21 protein-coding genes are annotated in these 22,688 nt (G+C 63.0%); 6 read left to right on the forward strand and 15 right to left on the reverse strand.

The genetic code is table 11. The features are described 5' to 3' along the window. Window positions 1–5 precede the first annotated feature (5 nt). The 4 genes from fdhD to modC all read left to right on the forward strand — a co-directional run bounded on the left by fdhD (window position 6) and on the right by modC (window position 2,975). On the forward strand, window positions 6–833 hold the full coding sequence (gene fdhD / locus ACFQ2F_RS12210) for a formate dehydrogenase accessory sulfurtransferase FdhD (RefSeq protein ID WP_379090233.1): 828 nt from the start codon (window positions 6–8) through the stop codon (window positions 831–833). Beyond that, window positions 823–1,116, forward strand: coding sequence for a formate dehydrogenase subunit delta (locus ACFQ2F_RS12215; RefSeq protein ID WP_379090235.1), 294 nt, complete (start codon window positions 823–825; stop codon window positions 1,114–1,116). The genes fdhD and ACFQ2F_RS12215 overlap by 11 nt, the downstream gene beginning before the upstream one ends. 63 nt (window positions 1,117–1,179) lie before the next feature. Further along, window positions 1,180–1,875, forward strand: a complete 696-nt coding sequence (gene modB / locus ACFQ2F_RS12220; protein ID WP_379090237.1) for a molybdate ABC transporter permease subunit — start codon at window positions 1,180–1,182, stop codon at window positions 1,873–1,875. Then, complete coding sequence (gene modC, locus ACFQ2F_RS12225) at window positions 1,872–2,975, forward strand: molybdenum ABC transporter ATP-binding protein (protein WP_379090239.1); 1,104 nt, start codon at window positions 1,872–1,874, stop codon at window positions 2,973–2,975. Before modB ends, modC begins: the two co-directional genes overlap by 4 nt. Window positions 2,976–3,002: 27 nt before the next feature. Here the strand turns inward: modC and ACFQ2F_RS12230 are convergent, their stop codons facing one another. The 7 genes from ACFQ2F_RS12230 to ACFQ2F_RS12260 all read right to left on the reverse strand — a co-directional run bounded on the left by ACFQ2F_RS12230 (window position 3,003) and on the right by ACFQ2F_RS12260 (window position 13,515). Further along, window positions 3,003–4,022, reverse strand: a complete 1,020-nt coding sequence (locus ACFQ2F_RS12230; protein ID WP_379090241.1) for a PQQ-dependent catabolism-associated beta-propeller protein — start codon at window positions 4,020–4,022, stop codon at window positions 3,003–3,005. A 132-nt stretch (window positions 4,023–4,154) separates the two neighbouring features. Continuing rightward, window positions 4,155–5,528, reverse strand: a complete 1,374-nt coding sequence (locus tag ACFQ2F_RS12235) for an ABC transporter substrate-binding protein (protein ID WP_379090243.1) — start codon at window positions 5,526–5,528, stop codon at window positions 4,155–4,157. A 30-nt stretch (window positions 5,529–5,558) separates the two neighbouring features. Next, window positions 5,559–6,083: a c-type cytochrome gene (locus ACFQ2F_RS12240; RefSeq protein WP_379090245.1), complete on the reverse strand. Its 525-nt coding sequence runs from the start codon at window positions 6,081–6,083 to the stop codon at window positions 5,559–5,561. 742 nt (window positions 6,084–6,825) lie between these two features. Continuing rightward, window positions 6,826–8,559, reverse strand: coding sequence for a quinoprotein dehydrogenase-associated putative ABC transporter substrate-binding protein (locus ACFQ2F_RS12245; RefSeq protein WP_379090247.1), 1,734 nt, complete (start codon window positions 8,557–8,559; stop codon window positions 6,826–6,828). Window positions 8,560–8,886: 327 nt separating this feature from the next. Beyond that, on the reverse strand, window positions 8,887–10,809 hold the full coding sequence (locus ACFQ2F_RS12250; RefSeq protein WP_379090249.1) for a PQQ-dependent dehydrogenase, methanol/ethanol family: 1,923 nt from the start codon (window positions 10,807–10,809) through the stop codon (window positions 8,887–8,889). Window positions 10,810–11,413: 604 nt separating this feature from the next. Then, entirely contained in the window at window positions 11,414–12,073 is a 660-nt protein-coding gene (locus tag ACFQ2F_RS12255) for a response regulator transcription factor (protein WP_069095618.1), read from the reverse strand. Continuing rightward, the gene (locus ACFQ2F_RS12260) at window positions 12,070–13,515 is read right to left on the reverse strand and encodes an ATP-binding protein (RefSeq protein WP_379090252.1); all 1,446 of its coding nucleotides are present in this window, start codon (window positions 13,513–13,515) and stop codon (window positions 12,070–12,072) included. The genes ACFQ2F_RS12255 and ACFQ2F_RS12260 overlap by 4 nt, the downstream gene beginning before the upstream one ends. Before the next feature lie 444 nt (window positions 13,516–13,959). Here ACFQ2F_RS12260 and ACFQ2F_RS12265 point away from each other — a divergent pair, with 444 nt between their 5' ends. Both ACFQ2F_RS12265 and ACFQ2F_RS12270 read left to right on the forward strand, forming a co-directional pair. Then, window positions 13,960–14,316, forward strand: coding sequence for a hypothetical protein (locus ACFQ2F_RS12265; protein ID WP_379090254.1), 357 nt, complete (start codon window positions 13,960–13,962; stop codon window positions 14,314–14,316). A gap of 288 nt (window positions 14,317–14,604) precedes the next feature. Further along, a complete protein-coding gene (locus ACFQ2F_RS12270) occupies window positions 14,605–14,904 on the forward strand; it encodes a hypothetical protein (RefSeq protein ID WP_379090256.1) in 300 nt (99 codons plus the stop codon). A gap of 127 nt (window positions 14,905–15,031) precedes the next feature. Here the strand turns inward: ACFQ2F_RS12270 and ACFQ2F_RS12275 are convergent, their stop codons facing one another. The 8 genes from ACFQ2F_RS12275 to ACFQ2F_RS12310 form a co-directional block, all read right to left on the reverse strand. Then, complete coding sequence (locus ACFQ2F_RS12275) at window positions 15,032–16,294, reverse strand: ABC transporter substrate-binding protein (RefSeq protein ID WP_379090258.1); 1,263 nt, start codon at window positions 16,292–16,294, stop codon at window positions 15,032–15,034. 218 nt (window positions 16,295–16,512) lie between these two features. Continuing rightward, window positions 16,513–17,523 carry a beta-propeller fold lactonase family protein gene (locus ACFQ2F_RS12280; RefSeq protein ID WP_379090260.1) on the reverse strand — a complete coding sequence of 337 codons (1,011 nt, stop codon included), beginning with the start codon at window positions 17,521–17,523 and terminating at the stop codon, window positions 16,513–16,515. 5 nt (window positions 17,524–17,528) lie between these two features. Beyond that, a complete protein-coding gene (locus ACFQ2F_RS12285) occupies window positions 17,529–18,053 on the reverse strand; it encodes an SRPBCC family protein (RefSeq protein WP_379090262.1) in 525 nt (174 codons plus the stop codon). Beyond that, window positions 18,044–19,084: a vWA domain-containing protein gene (locus ACFQ2F_RS12290; protein WP_379090264.1), complete on the reverse strand. Its 1,041-nt coding sequence runs from the start codon at window positions 19,082–19,084 to the stop codon at window positions 18,044–18,046. The genes ACFQ2F_RS12285 and ACFQ2F_RS12290 overlap by 10 nt, the downstream gene beginning before the upstream one ends. Further along, a complete protein-coding gene (locus tag ACFQ2F_RS12295) occupies window positions 19,081–19,740 on the reverse strand; it encodes a hypothetical protein (protein ID WP_379090266.1) in 660 nt (219 codons plus the stop codon). The genes ACFQ2F_RS12290 and ACFQ2F_RS12295 overlap by 4 nt, the downstream gene beginning before the upstream one ends. Next, the gene (locus ACFQ2F_RS12300) at window positions 19,740–20,783 is read right to left on the reverse strand and encodes a vWA domain-containing protein (protein ID WP_379090268.1); all 1,044 of its coding nucleotides are present in this window, start codon (window positions 20,781–20,783) and stop codon (window positions 19,740–19,742) included. The genes ACFQ2F_RS12295 and ACFQ2F_RS12300 overlap by 1 nt, the downstream gene beginning before the upstream one ends. Window positions 20,784–20,786: 3 nt before the next feature. Beyond that, complete coding sequence (locus tag ACFQ2F_RS12305) at window positions 20,787–21,803, reverse strand: nonribosomal peptide synthetase MxaA (protein ID WP_379090270.1); 1,017 nt, start codon at window positions 21,801–21,803, stop codon at window positions 20,787–20,789. Next, entirely contained in the window at window positions 21,800–22,684 is an 885-nt protein-coding gene (locus ACFQ2F_RS12310) for a DUF58 domain-containing protein (protein WP_379090272.1), read from the reverse strand. Before ACFQ2F_RS12310 ends, ACFQ2F_RS12305 begins: the two co-directional genes overlap by 4 nt. Between the last annotated feature and the right edge of the window lie 4 nt (window positions 22,685–22,688).

Genomic DNA, 22,688 nt, shown 5'->3' on the forward strand with positions numbered 1-22,688 from the left:
CGCAAGTGGCCTCTCCGGTCGCAAGAGTTCCTCGCAGCGTTTGGCGGCAGGCGGGCTCCTCAGAAGGGGCCCGCGCTGTGCCTGAGGAAACGGCCGTCGCCTTCACCTACGATGCCGCGACCTATGCGGTGATGATGGCGACGCCCTCTGACCTGGAAGATTTCGCCTACGGTCTGAGTTTCACCGAAGGGGTGGCCAGGCCCGACGCCATAAAAGAGCTCGAAGTGGTGGAGAGCGAGGTCGACGGTATTCCGACCATCGAACTTCGCATGTGGCTGAACGCGGAAGCCGGCACCGGCTTCGCCGAGCGCCGCCGCAGCCATGTCGGCCCCACGGGGTGCGGGCTTTGCGGCATCGAGAGCCTGACCGAGGCGCTGAAGGCGCCGCCAGCGGTCGGCAAGGGCCGTGTCTACAGCTTCCAGCAAATCATGCAGGCGGTGGAGGCCATGGGGCCTCTGCAAACCCTCAATCACGAGACGCGCGCGGTGCATGCCGCCGGCTTCTGGTCGCCCGATTCCGGTATCGGTCCGGTGCGCGAGGATGTCGGCCGGCACAACGCCCTCGACAAGCTCGCCGGCGCCCTGATCCGCGACGGCCGGGATGCGTCGGACGGTATCGTCGTGCTCACCAGCCGGGTTTCGGTGGAGATGGTGCAGAAAGCGGCCGCCATCGGCGCGCCCGTAATTGCCGCCGTCTCTGCGCCGACGGCACTCGCCATCCGCATGGCGGAAGCGGCGGGCATCACATTGATCGCGATTGCAAGAAAAGACGGTTTCGAGGTGTTCACCCATCGGGACCGCGTCCAAGGGGAACGTACAAGCGATGTCGCATAGCACTGTCGATCGGCTCGTCTATATGGCGAACCAGATCAAGGACTACTTCAAGTATCAGCGGGACGCCGACCCGGCCGAAGAGATCGCCGATCATCTGCGTCTTTTCTGGGACCCGCGGATGCGCCGGCAGATCATCAAGCATTTCGAGAAGACCGGCGGCGAGGGCCTTGAGGGCCCTGCCCTGAAGGCAATCGAGCTGCTGCGCGACCACGAAGCCGATCCCGACTATATGCCGACCACGGCGACGGCCGATCCCAGCGGCGGGCGCGAAGACCCCGGTTAGGCCGGCGCCTTCTCCGCGCAGGGAGCGCACGCTTTCCTCACGCCGATCCTATAGAGTGCCGCCGTGCTCGATCTCACTCCTCAAGAGCTGACCGCGATCGGCTTAAGCCTGAAGGTTGCGAGCTGGGCAACGCTCGTGGCGCTTCCTCTGGCCGTTCTCGTCGCGCTCGTGCTTTCCCGATGCCGTTTCCTCGGGCGGTCCCTGCTGGGCGCGCTCGTGCTGCTGCCTCTGGTGCTGCCACCGGTGGTGACCGGCTATGCGCTTCTGCTGCTGTTCGGGCGCCAAGGGGCGGTGGGCGCATGGCTCGCCGATAATCTCGGCCTCGTCTTCGCCTTCCGATGGACGGGCGCGGCCCTGGCTGCGGGTGTCATGGGCTTTCCCCTCATGGTGCGTGCAATCCAGCTCTCGGCGGAGGCCATGGACCGGGGGCTTGAAGAGGCCGCCGGCACGCTGGGCGCAAACCGCATCTTCGCCTTCCTCACCGTGACCCTGCCCCTGATCGCGCCCGGCATCATCGCCGGCGCCATTCTCTGCTTCGCCCGGGCCATGGGCGAGTTCGGTGCGACCATCACCTTCGTCTCCAACATTCCGGGCGAGACCCAGACCCTACCGACGCTGATCTATACGCTGACCCAGGTGCCTGGCGGCGAGGCGGCGGCGCTGCGCCTGACCCTGATCTCGGCGGCGATCTCCATCACCGCGCTGTTGCTTTCCGAGTGGATAGCGCGCGCCGTCAGCCGGCGGGTGAAGGCGTCATGAGCATCGAGTTCGAAGCGCGCGGGAAGATCGGCGATCTGGCCCTCGATGCGGCCTTCGAGAGCGACGGGCGCCTGACCGCCCTGTTCGGCCATTCCGGGGCCGGCAAGACCACCATCGTCAACGTCATCGCTGGCTTAAGGCGTCTGCCCCATGAGCGGGTCGTGGTGAATGGCGACGTGCTGAGCGACACGGAGCAGAGCATTCATCTGCCGCCCCACAAGCGGCGGATCGGCTATGTGTTTCAGGACGCGCGGCTGTTCCCCCATCTCACGGTCCGGCAGAACCTGCTCTACGGGTTCTACTTCGCGCGCGGAAAGTCCCGCACCAGCTTAGGCGAGGTCTGCGCCCTGCTCGGCCTGAGGCCGCTGCTCAAACGCGGCGTAGGGGCGCTATCCGGCGGCGAGAAGCAACGGGTCGCCATCGGCCGGGCCCTGCTGGCCCATCCGCGCCTTCTCCTCCTAGACGAGCCCCTCGCCTCTCTGGACGAGGCGCGCAAGCAGGAGGTGATGCCCTATCTGGAGCGGCTGCGGGACGAGGCAGGCGTGCCGATCATCTATGTGAGCCATTCGGTCGCCGAGGTGGCGCGCCTCGCCACGACCCTGGTTTTGGTGGAAGCCGGTAAGGTGACCGGCCAGGGCCAGGCCCAGGAGATGCTGAGCCGGCTCGATCTCGGCCTCTCGGAAGAGCGGGATACGGCGGCGGTGCTGGAGGGCACGGTCGCCGCGCACGACAGCGAAGCGGGGCTGACGACCCTGAAGACCGGCGCCGGCGAGCTTCGCGTTCCCCTCATGGGAAAGCCGGAAGGCGCTGCTGTCCGCGCGCTGATCCGGGCGCGCGACGTGATGATTGCCACGCGGCGCCCATCGGGTTTGAGCGCGCTCAACGTGCTGCCGGGCACTGTGAAGGAGATCGGTCAGGCCCATGGGCCGATCGTCGAGATCAGCATCCATTGTGGAGAGGCGACGCTGGTCGCGCGCCTCACCCGCTATTCGGTGGACAAGCTGAAGCTCGAGCCGGGCCGCAAAGTCTATGGGATCGTGAAATCGATTGCCTTCGACCCGGCAACAACAGGCGGCGCGCCCCAGCCAGACAAGAGCTGAACCGGAAGGCGCGCCTGCCCTGATTGCCTATTTGGTCTGAGGCGGGTTGGCCTTCAGGGCCTCTTCCGTGGGCTCGCCTTCCCAGACGGCGACGCCCCACGGCAGCCGGCCGACCGGCACGGACTTCACCGCTTTTTGGCTGTCCACGTCGATGACCGTCAGGTCGTTGGTGAGGCCGTTGGCGACATAATAGGTCTTGCCGTCGGGCGACAGCTCACCATGCCAGGGCCGCTGGCCCACGAGGATGTAGTCTTCGACCTCGTAGGTTTCCGTATCGATAACCGCGAGACGGTTCGCCGGCCCCAGCACGGTGTAGAGCTTCTTGCCATCCTGGACGAAGTCCATGCCCACGGGCTGGAGCAGCTCGGGCCGCACGCCTTCGACGTCGAAGCGGATGACTTCCTTGATGGTCCAGTCGGACGTGTCGATGACGGAGATCGTGCCGCCAACCTCGGAGGACACCCAAAGTTCGCTACCGTCGGCAGTAAACTTCGCCTCGCGCGGGCGGGTGTCGACCAGGATATTGGCGATCAGCTCATTGGTGGCGTTGTCGATGATATGCGCCATCGACGTGCTTTCGGACGTGATCGCCGTGTATTTGTCGTCGGGGCTCACGCCCACGCCTTCGGGCTCCACGCCCACCGGAACCTCGGCGAGCACCTCGCCGGTCTCGGTGTCCATGATAGTGGCGAGAGAGTCGTCCTCATTGGCGATGTAGAGGATCTTGCCGGAGGAGTCAGTGGACATGAGCTCCGGATCCGGGCCGGAATTCAGGGTGTGGATGATCTTGAGGGATTTGACGTCGATCACATCGATGGTGTCGCCGTCGCCGGCCGCCACGTAGAGCTCGTCATTCTTCGGGTTCTTGATGATGCCCCGGGGGCGGCGATGGGTCGGCACGGTCGCGATCGGTTTGAGGGTTTCCGCATCGACGACGGTGACGGTGTTGTCCTTCTCGTTCGAGACGAAAATGGTCGTCGCGAAAGCGGGGGTCGCAATGCTCAGCGACAGAGCGGCAGCGGCGGCTGCGGTGATCAGGCGTTTCATCTCCACTCCCTTGCGGATGTTCCTTTGCGGATGCTTCTTTTCCGGATGCTCCTTGTTCGGGTCTTCTTATCCGGATGTTCTTTTTACGACGGTGGCCGTCCTCGGTTTGATACCCGAAATACGGGCGGAACCCTAGTTCTGCTCGAACTCACATAGGGATTCGCGCTCGTCATATCCAAGCGTGTCGGTGAGATAGTTCGGATGCAGGAAGCCCTCTTGGGGCGAGATGGTGACCACGGTCCGGCCACCGGCCAGCAGGATCGGCTGGCGGAGCTGGTGGTTCCAGGAGCGGAAGTTCATGGCCTCGCCCTTGAAGCCAGCCACCTTGTATTCGTCGCTGAGAAGAACATCGCGCAGCTCCTGCACGTCGGTCTTGGCCGAGCGCACGGCCGCCTCGCCCAGGGCCCGGACGGCAAGCCAGGCGGTGTAATCGCGCTCCACGGCGTTCCGGTCGGCCTTGTCGTTCAGGGCGCGCTGGAAAGCCATGCCGCCATATTCGGTATACGCGTCATCCCAGGCCACGGGACGCAGACCTTGGGTGCCCACGACCGGCTTTGGGTCGTAGCTGCGGAACAGTAGATACTCACCGAACCCATCCTGGGTGTCGGAGACCCAGATCACGTCGTGATTCGGCGCGCCGCGCGTGGCGATGGGCATCTGGCTCTGAACCTGCTGATGGCCGGAATCGAGCCGGCGGGAGCCGGTGTCGAACTGATAGACCCGCTCTTCGACGATCTTGCCGCCATAGCGCTTTGCGGTGCGCTTGGTCGCTTCGGCGAATTGCTCGTCCTCGGGTGCCTTACCCTTGATGAGGAACCAGCTCGGCCACTGCTTCAGGATGAGATATTGCCCCAGAGCGTCGGCGCGCATGGCCCAGCTCGGGATGATGTGCATCGTGTTGAAGCGGCAGTCCTTCTGGCGAAGCCGGTCGGCACTGTCGCGAATATTCAGAATGATGGAGCCCTTGGCCTCCGGCAGGTCGGCCACTTTCAGGAGATCGTCGGCTTCCAAATCCGCGACGATCATGCGGTCGCCGTCCTTCAGAAGCTCCTTGGCCTTGGCGACCACGTCGCCGTCGCCGGGTACGATGGCTTCAGTGAGATTGAACTTCTGGCCGGTGAAGCGGCCGGTACGGTTGGTGTCGTCGATGCCGACGCGCGCGCCCTGGATACCCTTATCGGTGATGATCGGCTCGGCGATCGTCAGGGGCGGCGGCTCAGCATACTTCTTACCGAGATAGACGATGTCGTAGGTTTTTTCGGCGGCCTTGGCCTTGGTGTCCTTGTCCGCCTGCTCGGCTTTTGCCTTGGGATCCATGCCCTCGGCCTCGATCCCCTTGCCCTTTTGCAGAGCGGACGGATCGGGGAGCTGATGGGGCGGTGCAGGCGTGGTCGTCTCCTCATCTTGAGCGGCCGCCAGCGTGGCGCCGCCCAAAGCGAGGAAGATCGCCAAGCACAGGGCGCGCTTGGCGATCTCAAAGCTTCTGCGATTGTACGCTCTCAGCATGATGCGAGACCCACAATCACCCACGCGTCTTTAGTCGAAGGTGGGCGGAGGCGGAACGTTGGATTTACCGCCCGGGATGGAGGACGGGTTGATGCTCCGGATCCAGGCGATGATCTTCCAGAGATCGTCCGCGGTCTTGATGGAGGAGCCCATGGCGGGCATGGGGCCAACCACATTCTCGGAGCCCACACGCTTCATATCGTAATGCTCCTGGAGACCGGCGCTTCCCTCCGTCACGAGACGGAACAGGGTGTCGTCATCGCTGCCGTAGACCCAAACGGAATTGGTCAGGGGCGGGCACATGCCACCGCCACCGCCGCCGCCATGGCAGCCGTTGCAGCTCAGGCCCATGTAAAGCTGGTGGCCCTCTTCGGCATATTTCTCATAGTCTTTTTCGTAGGGGCTATGGAGGGAGCCCTTTTCCTTATAACGCTCCACGGCTTTCACCGGCGACATGGTCCAGTCCGCACCGGCAGCCTTCGATTCCATATTCACGCTCGCCACGCCCAACACGCAGATCGCGAGCGCAGCCAATCCGATAATCAATTTGCGCACAGTTACGTTTCCTCATCTGGTCTAGTTCGTTGTTGTTAGGCGGGTGGGAGATTTTCCCAATTCCACCGAACCTTTCCCGTCTTGTGCCGGGAAAGACGACCTAGACGTTCCATACCATATGGCGCCCCCAACCCAAAAGGCTAACCGCCTGTAGAATGGCAGAAAACCGCGCGAAACGGTTACCATTTCTACATTTTCGGGGATGGGGAAACCGGGCGTAAACGCCGTCGTCAAACCTATGAGCGAATTGCCGGCCTGCGGTACCTTCTACAGTGCCTCGGCGGGCAGAACCGCATCCGCGCTCGAGAAGCACGGATTCTTCCATGAACTTCCCCGGCATTGCCGGCAGGGCCCGGATCGGACAGGGGCGGATAATCTCCCGCCGATTGCCCGATAGGCTTGAAGTATCATGGAGCATGCAAGCCTCCGCTTCGGACCCAAACCGAGATGAGCCCAGTTGACCATTCACTCATAGCCTACATCTCAGCGTCTTTGCCTGCGACTTTCTGACCAACAAGCCGTCCGGGACGCGCGTGAGGCCCGGCATTCTACACGCGCCGTCTTCCCCATCATCCTCCGGACGATCACAATGACTTCACCAATTCACACGCAATTCTGATCAGCGATGTTCGAGCGCTGCTTAGTCTTCGAAGAGACTGTCGCAACACTTCACAAAAAAGGCCGCGCATAGTCTGCGCGGCCTTTGCCAAGATGGTCTTCTGACGAGACTGAAATCCAGCAGCTACTGCTTGGACGTCTCCTCATCCTTGGAGTTGCTCTGCGCCCGCTTCTGCAGGGCACGGCCCAGCACGGTGATGGCCTGCTCGGCCGCCTGGGCATCGTTGAGCTTGGCAATATCGAGCGCCGTCTGGCCCATGCTGTTCTCCGCATCGATGTCGGCGCCGGAGTTCAGCAGCAGACCGATCACCGGGGCATTGTCGCGGGCCGCGGCGATCATCAGCGGCGTGGTTCCTGCCTTCGACTTGGCATTCACATCGGCGCCCTTCTTGATCAGATCGCGGGCCAGATCGATGGGCCGGGTGCTGCCGGGCACGAACATGGAGCCTTCCGCGGCGCGCTGCTTGGCCGCGGTGATCATCAGCGGCGTCAGCTCTTCATCTCCCACGGCGATGTCGAATTCGGCGCCCGCGTCGAGCAACAGCTTGGCGGTCTCGTAACGCTGCTCCTCGATCGCCAGAGCGAGCGGCGTATAGCCTTCGGCGCTGCGCTTGTTAAGATCGGCGCCGCCTTCGATCAGGACTTCCGACGATTTCACGTCATCCCGGATGATCGCGTACAGCAACGGCGTCATACCGACATCGTCGGCCTGATCGGGATCCGCGCCGAGCTCCAGAAGAAGCTCCACGGTTTCCGGGCTCTTGGAGCTCGCCGCCATGTGGATCGGCGCACTGCCTTGATTGTTTAGAGCGTCGATCTCGGCGCCCTGCTCCACCAGGAAGCGAATGCGGTCGGCATCGTTGGCCGTCACCGCGTTGAACAGCTCCTGGGTTGGATCGGCACCTTCTTCGAGCCAACGCTTCAGCTTCTCTTCGGTGACGCGCTGGTCTTCCGAGGCGAGCTCGGGATGGGCCTTGAATTCAGACTGGGGAATCTGGGTGTAGGTGCCGTGAGACGGCAGATCGCCGGCGATATAGCAGCGGCTGCACTGCACCAGCGGCACGCCGTATTCCCGGAGCACCTCCTCGATCTCGCCCTTCTTATCGTCGAGGGCGAAGTCGAGCATGTATTTCAGGAGCACATCGGTCTCGCGGACGCCCAGCGCCAGCGAGAACTCGAGCGGAACGGTGTCGTCGTCGAGATTGATAGGCTCGATCTGGACATCCTCCCCCTTGATGGTCTTCACCCAACCGGCGAAGGGTCCCCACACGCCCGCGACGTCTACATCGCCGTCGATGGCGCGCTGAATGATGTACCAGGGCTGATGCTCGGGAACGAGATCGGCATCGTGGCTCTGGACCTGCTTGACCACGTTTTCGTGGATGCCGCGCTTGTTCAGCGCCTGACGGATGGCTGAGGTCTGGAAAACGCCGATCTTAAGATCCTTGAGCTTCGGATCGTCGAGGCCGGTGAGCTCGAGACCCTCCTTGGTCGGCCAGACCAGCACATAAGCGGACCGGTAGAGCGGCTCGGTGGTGAGCAACCGGTCGTAGTCGGCGGGGATGTCGAGCATGACATCGCACATGCGCTGGCTGAAGGTCTCGCGGGTCAGGCCGCGCTCGATGAAGGGGCGCCAGTGGTACCTGATATCGGCGCCAAGCGCCTCGCCCAGAATCTCGATGATCTTGTTCTGAAAGCCCTCTTTCTGGATGTTTGAAAGAGGCATGTTGCCGGGGTCGGCGCAGACGTGAATCTCTTTTAGCCGCTTGTTCTTGTAGGCGGCCTTCGCAGCGGCGCGGGTGGCAATCCGTTCGGCGGGGCTAAGCTCTTCGTAGGTCTTGTCCAGCTGACGGGCCAAGGGCTCTTGGGCGGCAGCCGGCTGAGAAGCCAGGGCGCCGAGGCACAAGGCGCTCGCAAACAGAAGGGCGAAGGGGCTTCTTGAAGTGGGGGATCTTCTTGAGGCGAGGGATCTTCTTAGGGCCATGGGATGCTCACTCACTGCCGTTGGTTGGGCGAGCCTGCCGAAGAAGGTCCTATGAGATGCTCAGAAGACGGTCCGGCAGAAAACCCGCGTCAATGCTTCTACGCAATCGCGGGGCTCACCGATCAACATAAGGCTTAAATAAGAAGTGGCGCCCGATGCCACAAGGACACCGGGCGCCGCAACCTTAAGCGTTAGCTTCGATTACTCGAAGACGCGGAAGGTGTTGAGCGAACCACCCTGGGGAATCTTGTCCAGGTTGGCAGCTTTTGTCATGGCCGTGGCGCCGATGGCACCGAACTTGTCGTTCAGGTCCAGACCAGCGGTCACAGGCAGGCCGATCCAGCCACCGATGCCGGAGAAGACCGACACATACTGCTTGCCGTCCACCTTGTAGGTGATCGGGTTGCCGATGATGCCGGAACCCAGCTTGCGGCTCCACACGACCTTACCGGAGTCACGGTCGACAGCGCGGAAGTCACCGCCCAGCGAACCGTAGAACATCAGGCCACCGTCGGTAACCATGGTGCCGCTCCAGTTCGGATACTGGTCCGGAATCTCCCAGACAGTCTCGCCCGACAGCGCGTCGAACTTCTTGATCTTGCCGGTCACGCCAGGCTTCTCAGGATACATGTACACGTTCGCGAACACGTAGACAGTGCCCTGGTTCGTGTGCGTGCGCTCCTGAGGCTCAAGCTCCATGCACCAGTTGTTGGTGGGCATGTAGAAGATGTTCGGCTCCTTGGGATCGACAGAACCAGGCTGCTGGTCCTTACCACCCATGGCAGACGGGCAAGACTGAACGTTACGGCCAACCTCGAGCGGAGAATGCTCGCGGACCTTGATCGGACGACCGGTCTCCATGTCGATCTTCTCGGCCCAGTTGGTGGTCACATACTTGTGAGCCCGAAGCAGGTCACCGTTCGTGCGATCCATCACATAGGCAAAGCCGTTACGATCGAAGTGGGTCAGGGCCTTAACTTCCTTACCGTCGATTTCCATGTCGGTCAGGAAGTTTTCGTTGATGCCGTCATAGTCCCACTGGTCGAACGGGGTCATCTGGTAAGCCCAGACAGCCCGACCGTCTTCGACGTGACGTGCGAAGATGGTCATCGACCACTTGTTGTCGAACTTGCCAACACCCTCGCCGAGCTCGTCCGGATTGGTCGAGTTGCACTCTTCGTGGGTCTTGTCAGGGCAACGATACTGCGGGCTCCACAGACCGGGGTTACCGGTGGAGTAGTACACCAGCTTCAGGTCCGGATCGTAGGAGTACCAACCCCAGGCAGCACCACCGCCGAGCTTGTAGTCGTCGCCCGGGAAGGTCTTGATGCCAAGGTCATGGCCGGCAACACCGTAATGCGGGTTGTCCTTGTTGGTGTTCTCATCAAGGCAAACCTGATCATCGGTACCCGTCGAATGGCAGAGCCAAGCCTGCTTACCATCTTCAAGATTGTAAGCAGTGATACGACCGCGGGCAGCGAACTCGTCACCACCGAAGCCGATGATCACCTTACCGTCGGCAATCAGCGGAGCCGGGGTGATGGTCTCACCACGCTCGGGCCATGCGCTCTTGACCACCCAGACTTCCTTACCGGTCTGTGCGTCAAGCGCGATCAGCCAGCCGTCCAGGGTGCCATAGACGAATTTACCGTCGGCGTAGGAACCGCCGCGGTTGACGGTGTCGCAGCAAGCCCGCGGGATAGCGGATTCGTCACGATCCGTCGTCTTGACGTAGTGCCAGATCTGCTTCGGGTGATCCGGATCGGAAAGATCCAGAGCCTGCACCACGTTACAGTTGGCCATCGACGGGCAACCGCTGATGAAGAACATCATCGGCTTACCGCCAACATCCTTGATCACGAGAGGCTGACCTTCGTGACCGCGCAGAGCACCGGTCGACTGGTTCCAGATCATCTGGAGGTTGTCGACATTGTCGGTGCTGATGTCGCTCAGCTCGCTGTGGCGGGTCAGGGCGAAGTCACGACCAGGGGCAGGCCACTGATCGGGGTCCTTCATCCTTTCCAGCTGCTCGGCATCGGTATCGACTGCCATAGCCTGACCTGAGAAAGCCATCATCATCGCGACGACGCCTCCCAGTACCAGACCATATTTTCCATACTTCATCTCTGTCTCCTCTCCCTAAGCTACTCAGTTCAGAGAATTTTGCTGAGTTCGCTGTGGTCGGCCCTGAGGGCCCTTTTTGGCTTTATGCCCTAACGGGGGAACCAGGCCCGACCGAGTTCCGAGAATTGGCTGAGGTTGCCCGAAAGCGCTTATCAGATCGAACGCGCCGATTGCTTCTTGGGCCCGCTGATGACGACATCACTTTGTGACACCTCACGAGGACTGCAGCTTTCCGCCGCAGAGTGATTTTGTCCAATTCAAAAGTGGAAATTGGGCGCAACACTCATTGGCAAGCTGCACCCTCATCATTGCCAATTGTTTCCCCTTTGCAAGTGAAAAGTGCCGTTCCGTCGCACCCCCTCCGGGACAATTTGCTATTGCGCTGCAACATTTTAGGCGCGCGAAGTGCGACGGATTTCATCGAGGGCCACGAGCCCAAGCGACTGAATCATTTGAGTTTTGTGGGGCGCCCGGAGTACCGCTTTTGGCATACCACGGGCGATGATGCGGCGCGGTTAAGCTTCTGATCAAACTACCAAGGTTTGCAATCGGCTGATTGAGGAGTTCAATCGATGTACGCGCTTAGGTCGGCCGACTCGGAGGCTTAGGACCAGGCTTTCGGCGGCTTGGCCGAGCTGGACGGCATGTGCTGGATGGCGATCCGCATGAGTTCCGCCAGCGTGCGCACGCCGAGCTTCGCCTTGAGCTGCGTGCAGGTGTTGGCGACGGTCTTGTAGCTGACGTGGAGCTGCTCGGCGATGACGCCATAGGGCTTGCCCTCGGCCACCAGAGCCAGGGTCTGAAGCTCGCGGACGGTCATCTTCTTCAGCGGATTGGAGGTGCCGCGCGCCTCCATGAAAGCGACCTCGGAGGCGAGGTCGTGGCTGATATAGGGCTTGTTCTCACGCACCTTCTGGAAGGCCTTGAGCACCTCTTCCGAAGAGGTGTCCTTCAGCACGTAACCCGTGGCGCCGACCTCGAGAGCACGGCTCACGATGACGGGGTCGGAATGCATGGTGAAGACCAGGATCGGCGTGGTGGTGTCGTGCAGGCGCAGGCGGCGGATGAAGGAGAGCCCGCCTAGGGCCCCGGTCCGCATGGCGAGGTCGACGATCAGCACGTCCGGCTTCTGATTGCGGTAGAGGCGGAAACCGTCCGCCAGGCTCTGGGCCTGGGTGATCTCGGACACGCCGGAATCTTCCAGGAGCTGCCGGCAGCCCTGCAAGACGATGGGATGATCATCGATGATAAGCACGCGTGTCACGACAGTCCTCCAACGAGCTCAGATGTTTTAGCTTTCGGTTCGGGTTCGCCCTTGAGCGGGATCTCGATCAGGAGCCTGGTGCCGCGGCTGCGGCTGCTCACGATCTCGCAGGTTCCCTCCAAGGCGCGGACCCGTTCGTTCATAGTGGTCAGGCCGAAGCCTTTCGGCGTCGCTGGCGCCATGCCCTCGCCGTTGTCGCGCAGGCTCAAGCGGAGCAGCGGCGCTCCCGGCTCGCTGCCGTTGGGCTTCCCTTGCGCCTCGCCGAGATCAATGAAGATGCGCTCGGCGCGGCCGTGGCGGATGGCGTTGGTGACGCCTTCCTGGATGCAGCGATAGATGGTGAGGTCGGTCTGCTCGCCGTAGCTGGGGGCAAGCTCGCCGATATTGGCATTGATATCGGTCTCGGGGTGGCTGCGCTGATGGCTGGCGATGAGCTCCTCCAGAAGGTCGGAGAGCTTTACCTGCCCCAGCGGGCCCGGCCGCAGCCGCTTGATGAGGCCACGGTTCAACTGCTTCAGCCGTTCGGCGATGGATAGGATCTCGCCGGCCCGCCGGGAGATCTCGTGGGTCGACTTTTCGTCAGGCCCCTGCATGCGCTTCAGGGAGGAGGCGTTGGCGGTGATGCCGAACAGGCAGGGCCCCGCCTCGTCGTGCAGCTCGTTGGCGATCTCCCGGCGCTCGCTCTCCTGCACGGAGATGAGCTGGCGGTAGAGATTGCTGTTCTCCTCCTGAGCGACATCCAGAGCGCCGGCCAAGGTATTGAAACTATGGGTGATGACGGCGAGCTCGCGCACCTTCGGCAGCGGCAGGCGGGTGGCGTAGTCGCCGCTCTCCAGATTGGCCATGCCGTGGGAAAGATTGGCGAGCGGCTTCAACAGCCGGCCAAGCACGATGTAGAGCAGAACCAGGATCAGCAGCTCCAGGCCGAGCCAGATCATCACCAGGGCGGAGAAGTCCGACCAGGCCTCGGCGATCTCATCCGCCGGCTCGCCGACGATCACAACGGGGTTCATGCTGTCGGTGGTGACCACGCGAACGGCGCGGTTCACGAGCCGCGGGCGCACCAGCTCAGCATACCATTCCGGCGCCCTCTCCTCGTCGAAGAGCAGCCGCTGGCTATCCTGCGGGGCGACCTCGGTGAAGTGCCCCATGGAATCGATGAACATGATGCGGACATGGCGCAGATGCTTAAGCTGGACGGGGAGCTGATCGCGCAGCTCGTCGAGACGGCCTTGGGCGGCAAGATCCCGGACGGTCGCGGCGACCAGGCGTTGGGCCACATCGAGGGAGGCCTCGATCTCGACCTTGGTGGCCGTGCGGGTGTTGAGGATGGAAACGGCACCAGCGATCAGGGCCGCGATCAGATTGATCACACCCACGGCAACGAGGAGCTGGGTCCGGACCGGACGGTCGTACCAGGCTCTCTGCAAAAACCGCTGCAACACGCTTCTACCAGTCCTTTGCAAAAGGGACTTCCGGGGTTTCCCCGGCGGATATCCCGTTTTCCTTCCGGCGGGTCGGTTTTACTTGCAGGACCTCGGGCATTCGCAATGCCAGAGGCCCGTTAATGCTTAACTTTCACAGGTCAGCGGGACCGACCGCGCAAACTGAGCCTTAAGTACACTGGATGACGCATGGGCGGAAAAAAGCAATGGCAGGTTTGCTAAACTCGTTGCCAAATCTTCCCGCCCCCTAACGGCCTGAAGCTTGCTCTCAACCCGTTTCGCCTCCTCGAAAGCCTGCCCGATCTGTCGAACGCAACGCCTTTGTGGCGTCCGTATCGCTTGGGATTGGCTCCGCAACGGCGTCCTGCAACAGGAACATCGGGCGCTGCCAATTCATTGAATCTGGGTAGAAACGATCCAATCGGGAAAGGAGGAAATGCTATGCGACTTGCTACTTTTGCTGCAGCAGCTCTCGTAATGAGTGCGGCAGGCACGGCCATGGCCGAGGATCCCTCCGGCCGTCCGGGTGCCGTTCTCAGCGAGGACCAGTGCAAGGAAGTCTGGAGCATGACCGAGCGCGACGGCGATACCCTGTCCAAGGGTAAGGCCGAGCCCTTCGTCCTGAACTACGAAATGGTCGACACCAACAACGACAAATCGATCAGCCAGGACGAGTTCATGAAGGGCTGCTCGAAGGGCTGGATCCAGGCCAAGGGCGACGTTCAGCCTATCGAGGGCGACACGGACTCCGAGGCGCCCGTGAATCCGGGTGACCCGAACTACGAGGGCGGCGAGTAATTGGTCCGCTCACGAACCTCGGCTCGATGAATCTATTGTTTCGTAATTGAGAGCCGATGACCTGAACAGCCGGCGCGTCTCCCGCCTCTCACGGCGGGTGATGCCGCCGGTTTTCTTTTGCGAAGAGCGTCTTGGTAAAAAGAATTGCACAACTAAGCGGCATTTCCATTTCGATTTTCGGCGATTTTTTACGTCTGCGGGTGCAAGTTCCCGGGTGCAACCGGCAATTCTGCCCGGGTAATTCTGCTCGGAAAGGGCAGGATTGCGATTCTCTAGGAGGAGACCCCCATGAAAGTAGCGATCGTAGCGGCAACGGCTCTGATGCTGGCCAGCGGTGCGGCTCTGGCCGCCGATGATGGCGACCCGTCCGGCCGTCCGGGCAAAGTGCTCGATTCCGACAAGTGCCAGGCTGTCTGGGACATGACCGAGCGCGACGGCGACACCCTGTCCAAGGACAAGGCCGTGGATTTCGTCGTGAACTACGAGATGGTCGACACCGATGGCAGCGGCGACATCTCGGCCGACGAGTTCAAGGCAGGCTGCAACAAGGGTTGGATCAAGCCCAAGGACGGCACGGACGCCGAATAGGCTCCACCCTTGCGAAGGCGGTCTTTGAAGCCGCCATTCTCTCCCAAGATTCTACCGGGGCCGTTCCCCAGTCCGTTCGCGGATTGGGGCGGCCTCTTTTTTTGCCGGGACGGTTCCTGACCGGGCGCTACATCCGGCCCGCCAGGGTATCCATCTCGCATTTCGATTCCGGCTCGTCATAGCCCAGGGTATCGGCGAGGTGCCGGGGATGGAGGAAGCCCTCCTGGGGCGAAGTGGAGACCAGCGCCCGGGGGGCTGCGATCAGCAGAGGCTGGCGGAGCTGGTTGTTCCAGGGGCGGAAGGAGAGCCCCTTCCCCTTGAAGCCCGCGACCGTGAAGGCATCGGACAGAAGATACTTCCGCAAGCCCGGCGCGTCGGTCTCGTGGGAGCGTAGGGCCGCCTCACCGAGGGCGCGGACGGCAAGCCAGCCCGCGTAGTCCCGCTCGGTCATGTTGCGACCTGCTGCGCGCTCAAAGCGCTGCTGGAGCTGGGTACCGGCATACTCCTCATAAGACCGGTGCCAGGCGGTGGCGGTGAGCCCTTGAGTGCCAACGACGGGGCGCGGATCGTAAACGCGATACGGGAGGTATTCGCCGAAACCCTCGACCGTGTCGGCCACCCAGACCACGTCGTGCTCGGCGGCGGCCTGGGTCGCCGCGGGCATCTGAGTCTGGATCTGCTGATGGCCTGAATCGGCGCGCTTGTTGCCGGCCTCGAACTTGTAGGCACGCTCCTCGACGATATCGCCGCCGAAGCGCCGCGCAGCCCGCTTCACCGCCTTGGCGTAGGCGATGTCAGATGGCGTGGTGCCCTTCAGGAGGAACCACTTGTCCCACTTCTTCCAGATCAGATATTGCGCAAGAGCGTCGGCCCGCATGGCGTTGCTGGGCAGAATATGGAAGACGTTGGGGCGGCAGGATTTCTGGCGCAGATCGTCGTCGCTGGAGCGGATATTGAGGATCAGCGCGTCCTTCGCGCCCGGCACGTCCGAAAGCGCCAGCAGGTCTTGGGGCTCCAGGTCGGCGATGATCAGATTCTGCCCCGATGCCAGCAGCGGCTTAGCTTCCGCGGCAATGTCGGCATCGCGGGGCAGCACCTCTTCCTTCAAGGTGAAATGCTGACCGAGGAAGCCACCGGTGCGGTTGTTCTCCTCGATAGCGACCCGGGCACCCGCCACGCCCTTGTCCTCGATCTCCTTGTCCATGAGCGAGAGCGGGATCGGCTCCTTGTAGTCCTTGGTGAGATAGGTGATGGCGTATTCGCTGCGGGGCTTGCCGCCATCCTTACCCGCTTGCGGCGTGGCCGCTTCGTCGCCGGACGGGGCTGCGCCGATGAGGCCGGCCACCAGAACGAGAGACGCCGCGCGGCCGAAGAAGCGCATCTTAAGCATTGGAATCGCTTTCTTTTGTTCGGGTCGGTCTGCGCCCGTTCGGGACGCATGGCGCGTATTCAGGCGCGCCTGCCGGACAGCACGCCGAGGCATGCAAGTCCTCCGGTCGTGAGAGAAAGCGTAGCGGAAGCGACCGGGGTGATGCTTTCCAAAGCCTGAGGAGAACTCTTCTCAACTTGCTTGCCGATTTATCCCGCGCGCCGTTCCGTCTAAAAAGCTCAATTCGTCCGCGCGGTGGCGTCCCGGCCGGGTGCGACGACGGCGAGGCTGCGGGCACCATCGCCTATATCGATGCGGGTGAACTCCTCGCCGGTCTCCGTATTGAGCACCGATATATCGCCGGAGAACCAGTTGATGATGTAGGTCTTCCGGCCGTCGGGCAGGATGGCGACGCTCTCGGGATAGCGCCCGACAGTGACTCGCTGGACGACCTCCAGGATCTCGGAATCGAGAAAGTCGACGGTGCCAGACTGCTGGTTGGCCACGAGGGCTTTGTTGCCGTCGGGCGTCACGGCCACGCCGTAGGGCATCTTGCCGGTCCTGACGGTCGCCACCTGTTGCAGCCCGCCGGTGTTGAGCACGGTGACGTCTGAGCTTTTCACATTGGCGACGTAGAGCCGGTCGCCTCGGGGCGAGGCTGCGAGCGCAAACGGTGACTTGCCAACCGCGACATTGGCGATCACCGAAAGCCGGTCCGTATCGATGACGCTGACACTGTCCCCTTCCCGGTTGGCGACGAAAATTCGCCTTCCGCCGGCGGGCGCCACGAGATGGGCGGGCGATTTTCCGGTCGGGATCTCCGCTTCCTTGGTGCAGGTGTCGGCGTCGAGAACCGTGAGCAGGTCCCTGTTCCAGTCACTCACGTAGAGGCGGCCGTCGGCGGTCGCGGCGATCCCGAAGGGTTCGCCCTTCACTTCGCAGATCCGGGGCGACCGTAGACCTGCGCCTTCAAGCACGGTGATCTTGCCTTCGTCGGGATGGCTGATGAACAGGCGCTTGCCGTCAGGGGCCGCAGCGATGACCGCAGGGCCCGGGGCCACCTCGAACGTGTCGACGATATCGTCGGTTTCCGTATCGACGACGGAGACGGTGCCGGCATCCTGATTGGTGACGTAGAGCAGCGGATGGGCCGCTTCCGCCTCACGCGCTTCAACACTGGCGTTCAAGACCGAAAGGCAGCCGATCAGCACACCTACCCGCGCCACCATCTGGATGCCGGAAAACACCATAGGTCTTATTCGCCCCCTTCGACTTTCGCCTTCAACCCTTCGAGCCCGGTTTTAAGGAACTCGTTCATGGCGGCAATAGCGGCTTCGTCGTTCTGGGATTCGGACGGGAAGTTTCCGGTGTCGGCGCGATAGAAGCGGCCGATCCAGCTGACCTCGCTACCGCCGTCGGCTTCGTTCACATCCAGGGTCGCGGAATAGAAGCTGACCGGGAAGTTTTCGATATCCGGCGTGTCGAGGCGATAGGAGTAGCTCATCTCCTCTTCGTTCGTGTCGTCGAGGCTGTCGACCAGGGTGCCGCCGTCCTTGAGGGTCACGGTGCGCGTACCGTCGGTGGTCTCCACCTTCTCCACCATGGGATGCCAGTCGGCCATGCCGCCGAACTCCTTCGCCACGGCCCAGACTTCGTCGGGGGTCGCCTCGATGGTGATGGTCTGCTCGGCCTTCTTGGGCGTCGGACCATGGGCGAGTGCCGGCGCGGCAGAAGCAACAAGAAGCGCCGCAGCGCCGAGAATGAGGTTTCTTACAAGCATGCGAATCCTTCTTTCGTTCTGATTTTGGGGATGATGTTGAAGCTGTGGCCGCTCGCGGCCGGGGTCCTGCGGGAGAGCCTCTCCTTCAGGGGCACGGCCCCGTAGAGAAGAACCAGCAAGACAAGCGCTGCGGCCGCCGGGTACGGCCGAATATCGGTGGCGACGACGACCTCGCGCGGCTGGGCTGCGCGCTCGACTTCCGCGACGAGGCTGCTGGCGTTCGTCATCTGCGCGTAGTCGAGGCCGGTCTGGGCGGCGATCGCCTTCAGGTGCTCTTCCTTGAGCTGACCGAGATGCTCGTTCCCCTCCTTCATGTCGCCGAAGGGATTGTTGCGGGGGTGGTAGCCCGGCCGCTCCTTGGCCGTGGGCGGCGCCATGCCGAAACGGGATTCCTGGAGCACGTCGTCGGGTCCGTAGACGCCGACCTCATTTCCCTCGTCGTCGAATTTCGGAATGGGCGTCAGCTCGCGTCCGCCGACACCGACCAGGATGCCTCTGACCTCGCCGGGCTTGCCCTCGAAGGGATCCATGCCCGTATAGGGCAGCGGCGGCGCCTCGTGGCCGTCGGTCATGAACATGAGGCTCGCATCGAGCCGGCCGGCCAGATCGATGGCCCGGTGGACGCCCTTGGTGATGTAGCTGTCGGCATCCCACGCCATGCGCCAGTCGATGCTTTCGATGGAGGCGTCGATGGAGGCGAAGTTCTCGCAGACCTCCATGGGGTCGAAGAGCACGAAGACGCGGCGCTCGGCGAAGATACCGAGGCCAAAGCGGGACTGGCACGGGAGGCCGGCGATGAATTCGGGAAGCACCGTCTTGATGGCGTCCATACGCCTTACGGTCTCGCCGCGAAGCTGCACATCCCGCGTGTTCATGCTCATCGAAATGTCGACAAAGGCCATGATGTCATAGGCTTCGCGGTCGAGCCTGACCTTGGGCAGCAACAGGCCTGCGAGCAGGATCGCCAGCGCTGCGGCGATCAGCCAGAAGCGCAGATCGCGAAAGGCGGGGCGGTTGCGAAGCCAGCTCATGGCGCCCCCTTGGGCACGCCCGGCAGCTCCATCCAGAGACGCGTCTCGGGCTTCTCGCCTTCATCGTCGGCCGGGGCTTGCGCTTGTGGGAGATCCCGCACCAGACGCATGGCGACGGCGAAATTGAACCGCGCATCCCACGCGTCGGGCTGGAGTTGAAGCGCCCGGCGGTATTCGTCCTTGGCGAGGTTCACCAGCGAGATCGCCTTGGCGAAGGTGCCGCGATCGATGAAGTCGTAGGCATGGCGCATGCGCGTGTTGGCCATGTTGTAGAGAAGACCGGCGCGGTCGGCATCTCGAGCGCGGAAGCTCGCCTGATCGAGTACCGGCTGAGCTTCGGCCATGCGGTCGCGGGTCAGGAGATAGTAGCCGCGGGCCGCGAGCAGACGGGACGGCGCCTTGGTGAGATCGACCTCGACATTGTCGCCGTTCAGAAGCGTGACGATATCGGCGTTGGTCTGGCGCGCCGACGTCCAGAGCCAGCCGGTATAGACGCACGCCCCGATACTGGCGACGAGCAGCAGCCAGAGCAGCGGTCCGCGTAAGGCACCTGCTTCCGGCACCCAATGGGGCAAGGCGGACTCTGGCTCATGCCCGGCATCATGGGGCGGAGCAGTGCGCGCGCGGGGTTCTTGTCTGCCGGACTCTTGAGCCATCAGCTTTGTCCTCCATAGAGATGGCGGGCCGAAGCGGCGGGCGCTGCGAGCCGCGCCTCGGCGAGCTTGGCGATGAGCAGCAGAAGCATCGCGATGGCGGCGACCAGATAGGCGAGGCCCGACAAATCCTTCTGGGGAATGCGCTCCGAATAGCGGATGGGCCCGCGCTCCAGCCGGTCGATGGCCGCCGTCGCCTCCTCAACGGCCGCCGGGTTCTCCGCCTCGAAAGCCTGGTACGGAATGTTCAGGCTCTCGAAGAAGAGATGCAGGTGGCGCTCGGGCATGGCGTAGGCCGTGTCCTGATCGTTCGGCCCCGGCTCGTCGAACGGGCCGCTATGGCCTTCGGTGCGCAGGAAGATCCAGTAGAGATTGACCGGGCGCTTGGTGAAGGCGGCGCGGAGCTGCTCCTGCACTTTCCGGTCGATGACGGCAGCGCCGTCGGACACCAGCACGATGGCCCGGCTGCCGCCGATATTGTCCACGTTGCTCTCGATGTCCTCCTCGTGCATCGACAGCGCCATGGCGAGGCCGCGGGCGACATCCGTGTAGGCAAGGCCCGGCAGGTCGATGGCGTCGATGGCGGCGAGCGTCGCCGACTTATGGTCGGAGAGCGGCAGCACGAACATGGGCGAGGTGGAGAAGGCCGCGATGCCGATGCGGTCGTGATCGCGCTTCTGGACGAAGTCCTTCAGGAAAGTCTTGGCGGCGGTGGATTTGGAAAAATCCTCACCCGTCGGCACGCTACCGGCGAAGGTGTTGTCCATGCTGGAGGAGCGGTCGAAGAGGAGCATGATCTGTGCCCCCTCCCCCAGCCGCTCGATACTCTCGCCGAGCCTGTGGAGACCGGCGAGCCCCAAGATCAGGGCTGCGATGGCGATTGCGCCGATGGCCCGCAGACCGATCCCGATGGCGGTCGAGAGCGGGTCCCGGTCGATCACGCGGAGGGATGGATAGCTTTCCGCCGTCTGGGCGCCGAACACGAACGGCAGGAGCGCTAGAGGCAGAAGCCAGAGCAGCGACGGATTTGAGAAAGCGAGATCCATGGCTCAGCTTCTCCGCTCCATGGCGCCGAGCTTGCCCGCCAGGCTGGCGATATCGACTAAGGGCATGACGGCGCTGGCGGCTTGGGTATCGCCCTTGAAGAAGGCCTGCCGGGAAGCCTCGTAGAAGCGCTCGATCTCGGAGGCGTATTTGCCGAAGGCCGGATGCTTATCGAGGAAGGCGGGCACGTCCTCGGCGAAGACGCGATGACCGGCCGTCGTATCGAAGGCCCGGTGCAGGGCGAGAAGTGATGCCCGATAGTGATCGGCATCGGCGCCGCCACGCTTCTGCGCGTTGATCTGGCGGGCGGCCACCGTGAAGGGCCGGGACGGACGGCTGCGGAAAGGCCCCCATGCGTAGTGGTGAGCCAGCAGCACGGCAAAGAGCGCGACGGCGAAGCCGGAGAGGGCGAAGAAGAGCGCCAGACGCTCCACATTCAGGGGCTTTGGCGCGCGGTCTGGCTTCAGGAAGCCCACCGGGCCTTCGGGCGGCTCTTGGGTCTGGATCTCCCGCAGAGGGGACATGAGGAACGACCATGACGGGATGTGCGCGGTCGCCATGGCCTGCTCATCTCCGGCCTGCTCGTCGCCAACCTCGTCGTCCGCGGTCTCACCCGCACCCTTCTCCGCGGCGAATTGCAGGGTGAAGCCCGGCAGGTCCCGCCGCTTCACCTCCAGAGGCACGTAGAAGGTCTGATATGTGAGGGTGATCAGATAGCGCCGTTCGGCCCCGCTCTCTTCCGTCTTCACCTTCACGGTGCGGAGATCGAGCCAATAGTTCAGCGGGCCTTCCGGCGGCACGGAGGCATCCTGCAGGTGATAGCCCTTATCGACGGCGACGTAGATCTCCCGGGTGATGATGTCGCCTGGGAAATAGCCGAAGTCGCGGGGCTGGCTGGCCCGAATAGCATGCACCACGCCGGAGATGCCCACCTCTTCCTGGGCGCGGCCGGGATCGGCCGGCCCGATGCAGGCGATAGCGAGAATGCCGAGAGCCAGGGCGAGTCCGCAGAGCCTCCTCATGCCGCCTCCCCCATCAGGTAGTCGGTGAAGTGCTCCCAATCGACCGGGGTCTGCAGCTCGCAGGGCGGGCGGCCATAACGGCGCGCGATACGTCCGATGGTCTCGCGCTGCTGGGCGGCTTCGGCGATGAGCTTTTCGCGCAAGGAGGGCCGCATGGCGAGAAGCCGGCGGCGGCCCGATTCCAGATCCTGCAAGGTGACGAGGCCCCAGGCGGGGAAGTCTTCCGTCTCCTTGGCATCGCGCAGGACGATGGGCACGACGTCGTGTCCGGCCAGCGCCTCGAAGAGCCGCTCGATCATCCCGGTCGGAAGATAGAAATCTGAGATGAGGAAGACGAGCTTGCGCTTGCCCGAGAGATAGTTCGCGGCCTCGAACAGACCGTCCACATGCTTGCCGGAGGGCTGATAGGAGCGAAGCCCGCGGATCATTTCCGATTCGCCTGCGCGGGACCGGGTCGCCGGCATAAAGAGGTCCGGCACGATATGGCCATCGCAGCCGATCAAGCCGAAGGAGTCGCCGATGCGCCGGGACGAGGCAGCGAGTGCGCCGCAGATATCGGCCACGGCTTGCATCTTCCGGCTGTCGCCTACGAAGCCCATGGAGCCCGACAGATCGACCAGGGCATAGAGCGTGATGGCGCTCTTTTGCTCGAACCGCTTCACATAGAGATTGCCGAAGGGATCGCGCATGGAATGGCGCAGATCGATGCGGCGCGGATCGGGCGAGCGGAGCAGCGAGACGTAGTCCCGCAGCAGACCGCCGGCGCCTTCGATGGTGCCACGATGGGCTCCGATCCGGACGGCGGAACTACGCCACGCCAACCGATAAGGCAGATCGACCGATTGCCGCGCGGTTGGCTCTTGCGGCAGCGCTTCCTTCATCGCG

The sequence above is a fragment of the Methyloligella solikamskensis genome (genome assembly GCF_042676065.1).
In the GTDB taxonomy this organism is placed as follows: domain Bacteria; phylum Pseudomonadota; class Alphaproteobacteria; order Rhizobiales; family Methyloligellaceae; genus Methyloligella; species Methyloligella solikamskensis.

Excerpts from the sequence above, each read along its gene's own strand:
- ACFQ2F_RS12300 (WP_379090268.1), bottom strand. The coding sequence starts at position 20,783 with ATGGATCTCGCTTTCTCAAATCCGTCGCTGCTCTGGCTTCTGCCTCTA.
- ACFQ2F_RS12310 (WP_379090272.1), bottom strand. The coding sequence starts at position 22,684 with ATGAAGGAAGCGCTGCCGCAAGAGCCAACCGCGCGGCAATCGGTCGAT.
- ACFQ2F_RS12215 (WP_379090235.1), top strand. The coding sequence starts at position 823 with ATGTCGCATAGCACTGTCGATCGGCTCGTCTATATGGCGAACCAGATC.
- ACFQ2F_RS12285 (WP_379090262.1), bottom strand. The coding sequence starts at position 18,053 with ATGCTTGTAAGAAACCTCATTCTCGGCGCTGCGGCGCTTCTTGTTGCT.
- ACFQ2F_RS12250 (WP_379090249.1), bottom strand. The coding sequence starts at position 10,809 with ATGAAGTATGGAAAATATGGTCTGGTACTGGGAGGCGTCGTCGCGATG.
- ACFQ2F_RS12290 (WP_379090264.1), bottom strand. The coding sequence starts at position 19,084 with ATGAGCTGGCTTCGCAACCGCCCCGCCTTTCGCGATCTGCGCTTCTGG.
- ACFQ2F_RS12235 (WP_379090243.1), bottom strand. The coding sequence starts at position 5,528 with ATGCTGAGAGCGTACAATCGCAGAAGCTTTGAGATCGCCAAGCGCGCC.
- ACFQ2F_RS12230 (WP_379090241.1), bottom strand. The coding sequence starts at position 4,022 with ATGAAACGCCTGATCACCGCAGCCGCCGCTGCCGCTCTGTCGCTGAGC.
- modC (WP_379090239.1), top strand. The coding sequence starts at position 1,872 with ATGAGCATCGAGTTCGAAGCGCGCGGGAAGATCGGCGATCTGGCCCTC.
- ACFQ2F_RS12275 (WP_379090258.1), bottom strand. The coding sequence starts at position 16,294 with ATGCTTAAGATGCGCTTCTTCGGCCGCGCGGCGTCTCTCGTTCTGGTG.
- ACFQ2F_RS12270 (WP_379090256.1), top strand. The coding sequence starts at position 14,605 with ATGAAAGTAGCGATCGTAGCGGCAACGGCTCTGATGCTGGCCAGCGGT.
- ACFQ2F_RS12295 (WP_379090266.1), bottom strand. The coding sequence starts at position 19,740 with ATGGCTCAAGAGTCCGGCAGACAAGAACCCCGCGCGCGCACTGCTCCG.
- ACFQ2F_RS12305 (WP_379090270.1), bottom strand. The coding sequence starts at position 21,803 with ATGAGGAGGCTCTGCGGACTCGCCCTGGCTCTCGGCATTCTCGCTATC.
- ACFQ2F_RS12265 (WP_379090254.1), top strand. The coding sequence starts at position 13,960 with ATGCGACTTGCTACTTTTGCTGCAGCAGCTCTCGTAATGAGTGCGGCA.
- ACFQ2F_RS12280 (WP_379090260.1), bottom strand. The coding sequence starts at position 17,523 with ATGGTGTTTTCCGGCATCCAGATGGTGGCGCGGGTAGGTGTGCTGATC.